Raw genomic sequence first — 9505 nt, forward strand, 5'->3', positions numbered from 1 at the left:
TTAAATTGGATTTAAGACAACTTGAAACTTTTATAGAAGTAGCTAATTTGAAAAGCTTTTCTCGTGCTGCAGAAAAGTTATTTATAACACAACCAACTGTAACAAACCATATTCAGAATTTAGAAAAGGAATTAGGTTCTTTATTGATTAATCGTTCTGGGAAGAAGATTTCTTTAACTGAAGCAGGTAGTTTGTTTTATAAATATGCTATCAATATTGTAAATTCTTGTGAAATGGCAAAGTTTAACTTAGCAGCTTATAAAGGACGGATTCAAGGACATCTACATATTTATTCTAGTTCAGTCCCTAGAAAGTATATACTACCTAATATAATTGATAACTTTTTAAAAAAATATCCAGATGTCTCTTTCACCTTGGAAGATAAAGACTCAAAAAGCGTTGTAAAGAGTATTTTAGAAGGGGATACAGATTTCGGGATAGTTGGTGCTAAATATTCTTCTAATAAGCTAAACTATATTGAATTAATAGAAGATAGATTGATAGTAATTACACCTAATAATTCTCTGTATCCCAAACCAAATTATTCTTATCTCTCTATGGATGAAATTATTAAAGAAAAAATATTATTTAGAGAAGAAGGCTCTGGCACAAGGAATTTATTAGTAAATGAACTGCTAAAAAAAGGGATTGCTATAGATGACTTTAATATTATTGCTTATGTGGGAGATACTGAAACTATCAAGGAAATGGTATCCTTAGGTATAGGTATTAGCTTTTTATCCCAAAGAGCTGTATTAGACGATATTAAACTTGACAAATATAAAGTATATTATATTAAAGGAATTGATTTCATTCGTAAATTTTACTTTGTTTATCATAACAAAAGACAACTTTCCCCTTTAAATGATACTTTTAAATCTTTTGTTCTTGAATATATTGATGAACTCTCTATATGAAATATATTACCTGAACCTTCGTTGAAGTGTCGCGTCCCATAAAAAAGAAACCAAAGAGGTCATTCCCCTTGGTTTCTTTAAATTTTCTTAATCTTATTTTTAAACGCAAATATGGCTGCTTGGATTCTATCATTGACTTCAATTTTTTTAAATATACTAGAAACATGGTTTTTAACAGTTTTTTCACTTATATATAGTTTGTCCGCAATATCTCTATTGTTCAATCCTTCTGCTATCAAGGTTAAAACTTCATATTCTCTCTTGGTCAACAGTCTTATCTTGTTTAGTTCTTTATTCGTTTTCTCATCAATTTCTCCTATCCCTTCTACTAACATACAAGCCACACTAGGTTGTATATAAGTTTTCCCATTATATACATCTCTTATAGCTTTTATTAGACTGTCAGCATCTGAGTCCTTTAAAACATATCCATCTGCACCAATTTTCATGGTTTCAAATAAGTATTCTTTATCTTCATGAATGGTTAACATAATAACGCTAGAGTTTGCCCCCAGATCTTTTAATCTCCTCAAAACATCGATGCCATTCATATTTGGCATATTTATATCTAATAATATAACATTTGGATTATATTCCAAAGCTTTTTCAATTGCTTCTTTCCCATCACCAGCTTGAATTATAACTTCAATATCATCTTCTAACTCTAATAATTGTTTTAATCCTTCACGCATTAAAACATGATCATCAACTATCATTACCGATATTCTTTCATTTACCATACTAATTTTCCTCCTCTGGTAACTTAATAAAAATATTAATCCTAGTACCCTTCCCTGGTGAGGATTTAATTTCGAGATTTCCTTTTAATAATTCTACTCTTTCTCTTATATTAATTAAACCAAAGCCTCCCGTTGTATCCCTTCCTAATTCATTTACTTTATCTATATTAAACCCAATTCCATTATCTCTAATGGACAAATTAAGTCTTGTGGGAGAATATTCCATTACTATTCTAGCTTCAGTAGCCTTTGAGTGCTTAAATATATTATTCAAAGCTTCTTGAATTATTCTAAATATAGCAATTTCTACAGTAGAATTCAAATTGACTACATCGCCAAGAACATTCAACTTTACATCTATCCCAGTATAATCGATAAAATTATATATATAACGTTCCAAGGTTGGAATTAATCCTAAATCATCTAAAGACATTGGTCTTAAATCATATATTGTCTTCCTTATATCCTTTAATGTAGTTCTAGCTATAGTTTTTAAATTCTGTAACTCTTCTTTTGATTTTTTTATATCAATATCCATTAATCTTTCACATATTTCTGTTTTAACTAATATATTTGCCATAGATTGGGCTGGCCCATCATGCATATCCCTGGCCAATCTTTCCCTTTCCTCTTCTTGGGCTTCAATTATTTTTATACCTAAAACCTGCCTTTTGTTTAAATGGTCAACTGTAAATAATATTTCATCTAAATTTCCCTTTAAATATTCAGTAGCTACACTTACAGATTTTCTTACCCTTTCAGCTTTTTTATATACTTCTATAGCAGATTTTAATCTAAATTCTTGTTCTTTCCTTCTTTCTATTAATCTTTTCTCTTCTTCTCTTTTCAAAAGCAGTCTAATCCTAGTTTCATTAGCTCTATCATAGGCTTGTTTTAAATCCTTTTCACTATATATATTAAAATTTTTGCTTACATTCGATAAGTAAGACCTGCTTTTCCTCTCTTCAATTTCTAATTTATCCACTTCTTTTATTATCTCTTCAACTCTTTCTTTGATTTTGCATAAATCTTTTTCAATTTGTTTTACATCATCTCTTGCATATTCAACTATTTCCGATATTTCCTCTTTATTGTTTTCAATAGAATATATAGTTTCTTGTAATATTTCGTTGATACGTTCAACTTTAGAAGAAGTATTAGACACAGTTTACACCTCTTTTGTTATTTCCATCTTCTCAATCTCATCTTTTTCTTTATCTGTTAGTATTTTGTGTAAATCCAATAGTATCAATAACCTGTCTTCACCAACTTTACCGACACCTGTAATAAATCTTCTATCTACATCAGATATTATATCCGGAGCTGGATCGATTTGTTCTTCATTTAATCTTAGTGTTTGTGATGCTTCATCTACAACAAATCCAATCTCTTTATCTCCTAGGTTAATAACAATTATCCTTGTGTCTTTTGTCGTCTTTGAAACATCTAAATTAAATCTTTTCTTTAAATTTATTATAGGAATTACATTTCCTCTATAATTGATAATTCCTTCAATAAATTCTGGAGCATTAGGTACATTAACAGATTCTTCATATGGTATTATTTCTTTTACATTCATAATATCGATGCCAAATTCTTCAGCTTCTAGATTAAATACTACATATTGGTTCTCTGCCATAAAATATCCCTCCTTGTTTTTTTCACTATATTCTATTATTCTACATAAAACTTGTTTATCCTTCTTTATTTTAGTTTTTTTTAATTAGAGGAGCTAAGCTTATCTTTAATTCTGTTTTCTAAGTTTTCCCCTATATGATAGTTAATCCTTTTAATATGCCTAATATATTTAAACAAATCACCGTCAAATCTAATCTTTTCGCCTAGCAAAATTAGTTCTAAATACCCTTTAATTTGATTTATAATGAAATTTTCATCTTTTATCATCCCGTAGGTTATATAATCGGCTATTATCAAGCTTAAGGCCTCTATAACTTTTCTTTCTTCAAAATCTTTAGTTATTAATTTTGAAATGTCTACGTATTGATCAATATAGTATTGTTCTTTATTTCTTGCATTGTTAAGAAGCTTTTTTGTATAACCAATTATACAATTATCTCCAGAACAGTTGCCACATATTTCTTCACCAAGACAGATATCATCTACCGCTTCCTTTAGAAGTTTTGTTTGAATGTATAAAAGAGCCGCTGCATCTTTTATAGGTGAATGCTTTGAATATCTTTTTCTAAGAATCAATCTTCTAACCAACAATAAATAAATTGATAATATTATAACAAAATAAATTTTAATATTAGATACTTTCAATAACCTTACCGGGATCCAGTTGTACAGTTTTAATGTGCCAAAAAATATAAATACTATAGATGATATGATTTTAATTGAAATATCTGGCATTTTTTTCCCAATTTTACTACCTATAAAGATTCCCAGTCCACTGGTTCCTAACATACCTAATATAGTTCCTGCTAAAATAAAAAGAGGATAGTTTCCTTCTGCTGATAACGTCATAGCTGTTAATTGAGTTTTATCGCCTAATTCACCAATAAAAAAAGCTAAAGCTACAGTAACAATAGGACTTAAACTTCTTTTGTTCCCTTTTTTTTCCACTTCCTCTTCCTTTAGAGCCAATAATCCAAAGATAACAAACATAATTCCAGCAACTATCTGTATGGAACCCATAGGTATCAATTTAGATAAATATCTACCTAATATTATTGCTAACCCATGGTTTAAAAAAACTCCTACAAATACTCCAGCTAAAACTTCCCTCACTTTATACTGAGTTGCAAAAGTCATTGCAATTATTTGTGTTTTATCTCCCATTTCTGCAGCAAAAATTAAAAAAAACGCTCTGATTGTTTCAGTAATCATATCCTTTGCTCCTTTTCCTTACTCAAAATTACAGCTTCGTAACTTTCTTTGCTATATGCCCCAAAAAAGACTTTTAGTTTAATAGAATATTCTATTAAACTAAAAGTCTCGCTTTCCTTTAATAAAAAGGTAAATAGGACCAGGTATATATACCAGTATGTTGACCCTATTTTAGTAATCCATACTATAGCTACTACCTTTTAGTATTTTTAATATAAATATAATTTTATAGTATATTGGTTGTCTTTTCAAATGCTAATTTCCCATTTCTTATAACTTTATCCGTGTGGTTTATTCCAAAATGATAGATAATATAATCCAAATTAGGTGCATCAAATATAACTAAGTCTGCTTTTTTCCCAACCTCCAAACTACCTATTTGTTCTTCTAGTTTTAAAGAGGCTGCTCCATTTATTGTTGCTGCTGTTATCACCTCTTCTGGTGTCATTTTCATAACTATAGAGGCAAGGCTCATAACAAGTTGCATATTTTCGGTAGGACAACTACCCGGATTATAATCTGTAGATAAAGCTACAGGAACCCCTGCTTCTATCATCCTTTTAGCTCGCGCAAATTTCCCAGTTTGTAAATTAAAGGATGTACCAGGAAGTAAATTTGCGATAACTCCTTTTTCTGCCATCATTTTTATTCCTATTTCACTTGCAGCAACTAAATGATCCGCTGTAATACATCCTACTTCTGCCGCTAGTTCTGCTCCACCCATAGGTTCAATTTCATCTGCATGTACTTTTGGTAATAATCCATATCTTATACCAGCTTCTAGTATTTCTTTGGAATCTTCTACTGAAAAAACTCCTTTTTCACAGAAAACATCGCAGAATTTGGCTAATTTCCTCTCTGATACCTTAGGAATCATTTCATCAATGATAATATCGATAAAAGTTCTTGGATTATCCTTATATTTTGTTGGTATAGCATGAGCACCCATAAACGTAGATACTATATCTACATAATGATCTTCATTTAGTTTGTTTGCCACTTCCATTTGTTTGATTTCCGTATCAAAATCTTCCAATCCATATCCACTTTTTGCTTCTACAGTTGTAACTCCAAAACCTAGCATAATATCTAGACTCTTTTTAGCCTTATCATAAAGTTGGTCAAAACTTGCCTCCTTAGTGGCATTTACTGTACTATGAATACCACCTCCTGCTTCTAATATATCTAAATATTTAGCTCCTTTTAATTTCATAGATAGTTCGTGTTCTCTAGAACCACCATGGACCAGATGGGTATGAGAATCTACTAAACCTGGTGTTACAGTTTTCCCTTTTCCATCTATTAAAATAGTATCTTTATGAGTTTTAATAGATGCTGGTAATTCTCCTTTGCCTACATATATTATTTTATCATCTTTTAAAGCTACTATTCCATCATTAATAAGGCCAATCTCCCTCATCTCTTCATTGACTCGGGCTCTATTAGGACCCTTTAAAGTTATTAAATTGTCTATATTTTTTATAACTATATCCGCCTTCATTTTATCACACCCTATTCAAACATTCTTTTTTCAAGAATTTGACCGGAATCGAAATTTTCTAATCTTAAATAATAATCCGCTACATCTACTAATGCTTGCATTGGTACTAATCCAATAATTTCACTTCCTATAACATTTACTCCATATCGTCTAGCTTCTCTTTCTATTGTATCAAAAACCCTAAACAAAGAGGTCTTTGTATAGTCAACCATATTCATAGAAACTTGTACTATTTTTCTTTCTGTTATTTCTAATCCTATAGCCTTACAATATGTGAAACCACCAGTTTTTGCCCTTACAACCTTAGCTATTTTTTTTGCCACTTCTACATCATCTGTCCCTAAGTTTACATTAAAGGCAACTAAAGGCATCCTTGCTCCTACTGCTGTTACTCCTGCTTTCTCATTTAAAATATTTGGTCCAAAATCTGGTTGCCATTCTTCTTGTTTAAGTTTTTCTGCCATTCCTTCATACTGACCTCTTCTAACATCTGCTAGATTTTCCCTTTCTTTAGATTTAGCTGACTTTTCATATAGAAAAACAGAAATATTTAATTCTTCACCTATTTTTTTTCCTAATTTCTTTGAATATTCCACACATTCTTCCATGGTTACGTCAGATATTGGTATTAATGGAATAACATCAGTAGCTCCCATTCTTGGATGTCCTCCAGAATGATTTTTCATATCTATTAGTTCAGCTGCAGTTTTAACTGCATTAAAAGCTGCCTCTATGACCTTTTCTGGTTCTCCAACAAAGGTTACTACAGATCTATTATGATCTTTATCCATAGAATAATCTAGTAGCTTTACCTCATCTACTATCCGAATCTCTTCTACTATCTTTTCTATAATTTCTTTATTTTTTCCCTCACTGAAATTGGGAACACATTGAACTAATCTAGCCATTAAAATCCCCTTTCTATTTTTTTATGTTCTTTTCATATCCTTCGTCTACCAATCCCTTAATTACCTCTTCATTAGGTATAAAAGGAATTGTAATATGATCTGTTCCTTTAAATTGTTTGTTGTATTCAATACATGTTTCAATTGAGTTTTCATTCCTTGCCCATGCTCTCCTTGCTACTCCTCCCATTACATCCCATGGCATAGCAGTCTTTAATATATCATCTACTCTTTTACTACCGTCTAATACCATACCAAATCCACCATTGATAGCCTTGCCTATTCCTACTCCACCACCATTGTGAAGAGCTACTAAGCTCATTCCTCTTGCTGCATTTCCTGCAAAACAATGTGTTGCCATATCTGCCATTATATTGCTACCATCTTTTATATTAGCGGTTTCTCTAAAGGGTGAATCTGTTCCTCCTGTGTCATGATGGTCTCTACCCATCATTACTGCTCCTATTTCTCCATTCCTTACCATCTCATTGAATTTAAGGGCAATTTTCAGCCTACCTAGAGCATCTTGGTATAAAATTCTTGCTTGTGTTCCTACTACTAATTTATTTTCTTCTGCGTCTCTTATCCATACCCAATTGTCTTTATCTTGGAATCTTCTATCTGGATCTATACATTCCATGGCTGCTTTGTCAGTTTTAATTAAATCCTCATGTTTTCCACTTAAACATACCCATCTAAAAGGCCCGTATCCATAGTCAAATAGCATTGGTCCCATTATATCTTCTACATAGGATGGGAAAATAAATCCTTCACCTTCATCTTTTCCATTTTTAGCTATTTCCTTTACTCCTGCATCAAATACTGCCTTCATGAAACTGTTACCGTAATCAAAGAAATAAGTTCCTCTACTTACTAATTCTTTAATCAATTCAAAATGATGGGTTAATGATTTATCTACTAATTCTGCAAATTTTTCCTTGTCTATTCTTAACATTTCTGTTCGTTCTTCAAAAGTCAATCCTTGTGGACAGTATCCTCCATCGTAGGGTACATGGCAAGAAGTTTGGTCTGATAATAATTCTATATTGATATTATTTTTTACTGCATATTCTAATAAGTCTACTATATTCCCATGATATGCTATGGCTATTGGCTCTTCTTTTTGTTGATATTCTTTAGCTGTTCTAAACACTTCATCTAAATTATCAAAAGATAAATCTATCCATCCTTGTTTTAATCTTGTTTCTATTCTAGAAAAGTCAACTTCCGCTATTATCCCTACACCTTTAGCAATCTTAGTTGCCTTTCCTTGTGCTCCACTCATTCCTCCTAATCCAGAGCTTACAAATAAATGTCCTCGTAGATCGTCTTTTGTTCCTAATTCCATACGACCTGCATTTAATATTGTATTGTAAGTTCCATGAACTATTCCTTGAGGTCCAATATACATCCATCCACCTGCTGTCATTTGTCCATAGTTTGCTACTCCCATGGCTTGTGCCTTAATCCAATGTTCTTGGTCATCAAACATACCTATCATCAATGCATTGGTGATAACAACTCTTGGACTATTTGGAGTAGAGTTAAACAATCCTAAAGGGTGTCCCGAAGCTACAACTAAGGTTTGATCTTCTGTTAACTCTTCAAGGTATTTTTTTATTAGCCTATATTGCATCCAGTTTTGACAAACTTGGCCTGTCTCTCCGTAGGTGACTAGTTCATAAGGATATAATGCTACATCAAAGTCTAAGTTATTATCTATCATTACTTGAAATGCTTTTCCTTCAATACATTTTCCCTTATATTCATGGATTGGTTTTCCATATATTCTACCTTCTGGTCTAAACCTATAGCCATATATCCTCCCATAAGTGAATAATTCATCTAAAAACTCTGGTGCTAATTTTTCATGCCATTCTTCTGGTATATATCTTAAAGCATTCTTTAGGGCGATTTCAGTTTCTGATTTTGTTAATTTGAAGTCTCTTTTCGGTGCCCGTCTTATTCCTTCAACAAATTTAGGCATAGGGGGCAATTCATTATCCAATTTAATAGTCATAGCTTTACTGATATCATAATTTTTTACCATTAAAATTCCTCCTTTATATTAATTTTCCTAATTTTATTTCAATCTCATCTAATATTTTATTTGATATAATTATATCTTCACATGTATTTATTTGTTTATACATTATTTCATCTTCTTCGATAGTAGTTAAATGCTCTCTAACTATATTATATGCTATTTCTGTTCCTTTTCCCAGACCTTTCTTACCTCTTAAGTCTATTGCTTGACAAGCCGCCAATAATTCCATAGCTAATACTTTTCGAGTATTCTCTAAAATCTCTTTAGCTTTTCTCGCTGCAATGGTTCCCATAGAAACATGGTCTTCTTGATTTGCAGAAGATGGAATAGAATCAACGCTAGCTGGATGTGCTAATACCTTGTTTTCTGATACTAAAGCAGCAGCCGAATATTGAACAATCATAAAACCTGAATTCAAACCCCCATTTTTAGTTAAAAATGCTGGTAAATTACTTAAAGCCGGATTTACGAGTCTTTCAAGTCTTCTTTCCGATATATTAGCTAATTCACATAAAGCTATACCTAAAAAGTCAAAACTAAGTGCC

General features: G+C 31.5%; 9 protein-coding genes. 1 reads left to right on the forward strand and 8 read right to left on the reverse strand.

Annotated elements, in window-relative coordinates; translation table 11 throughout:
- On the forward strand, nucleotides 1-917 hold a 917-nt coding region (locus VK998_RS08170; RefSeq protein WP_325227492.1), incomplete at its 5' end, for a selenium metabolism-associated LysR family transcriptional regulator.
- Nucleotides 918-994: 77 nt separating this feature from the next.
- Here the strand turns inward: VK998_RS08170 and VK998_RS08175 are convergent.
- The 8 genes from VK998_RS08175 to VK998_RS08210 form a co-directional block, all read right to left on the reverse strand.
- Nucleotides 995-1657, reverse strand: coding sequence for a response regulator transcription factor (locus VK998_RS08175; RefSeq protein WP_325227495.1), 663 nt, complete (start codon nucleotides 1655-1657; stop codon nucleotides 995-997).
- A 1-nt stretch (nucleotide 1658) separates the two neighbouring features.
- Nucleotides 1659-2822: a sensor histidine kinase gene (locus VK998_RS08180; protein WP_325227497.1), complete on the reverse strand. Its 1164-nt coding sequence runs from the start codon at nucleotides 2820-2822 to the stop codon at nucleotides 1659-1661.
- Between the two features lie 3 nt (nucleotides 2823-2825).
- The gene (locus tag VK998_RS08185) at nucleotides 2826-3296 is read right to left on the reverse strand and encodes a chemotaxis protein CheW (RefSeq protein ID WP_325227498.1); all 471 of its coding nucleotides are present in this window, start codon (nucleotides 3294-3296) and stop codon (nucleotides 2826-2828) included.
- 80 nt (nucleotides 3297-3376) lie between these two features.
- Nucleotides 3377-4507: a TMEM165/GDT1 family protein gene (locus VK998_RS08190; RefSeq protein WP_325227500.1), complete on the reverse strand. Its 1131-nt coding sequence runs from the start codon at nucleotides 4505-4507 to the stop codon at nucleotides 3377-3379.
- A 226-nt stretch (nucleotides 4508-4733) separates the two neighbouring features.
- A complete protein-coding gene (hutI, locus tag VK998_RS08195; protein ID WP_325227502.1) occupies nucleotides 4734-6008 on the reverse strand; it encodes an imidazolonepropionase in 1275 nt (424 codons plus the stop codon).
- Between the two features lie 11 nt (nucleotides 6009-6019).
- The gene (gene ftcD, locus VK998_RS08200; RefSeq protein ID WP_325227503.1) at nucleotides 6020-6916 is read right to left on the reverse strand and encodes a glutamate formimidoyltransferase; all 897 of its coding nucleotides are present in this window, start codon (nucleotides 6914-6916) and stop codon (nucleotides 6020-6022) included.
- Between the two features lie 13 nt (nucleotides 6917-6929).
- Entirely contained in the window at nucleotides 6930-8963 is a 2034-nt protein-coding gene (locus VK998_RS08205) for a urocanate hydratase (protein WP_325227506.1), read from the reverse strand.
- 13 nt (nucleotides 8964-8976) lie between these two features.
- On the reverse strand, nucleotides 8977-9505 hold a 529-nt coding region (locus tag VK998_RS08210), incomplete at its 5' end, for an aromatic amino acid lyase (protein ID WP_325227509.1).

The organism is Schnuerera sp. (assembly GCF_035459645.1).
GTDB lineage: Bacteria > Bacillota > Clostridia > Tissierellales > Tepidimicrobiaceae > Schnuerera.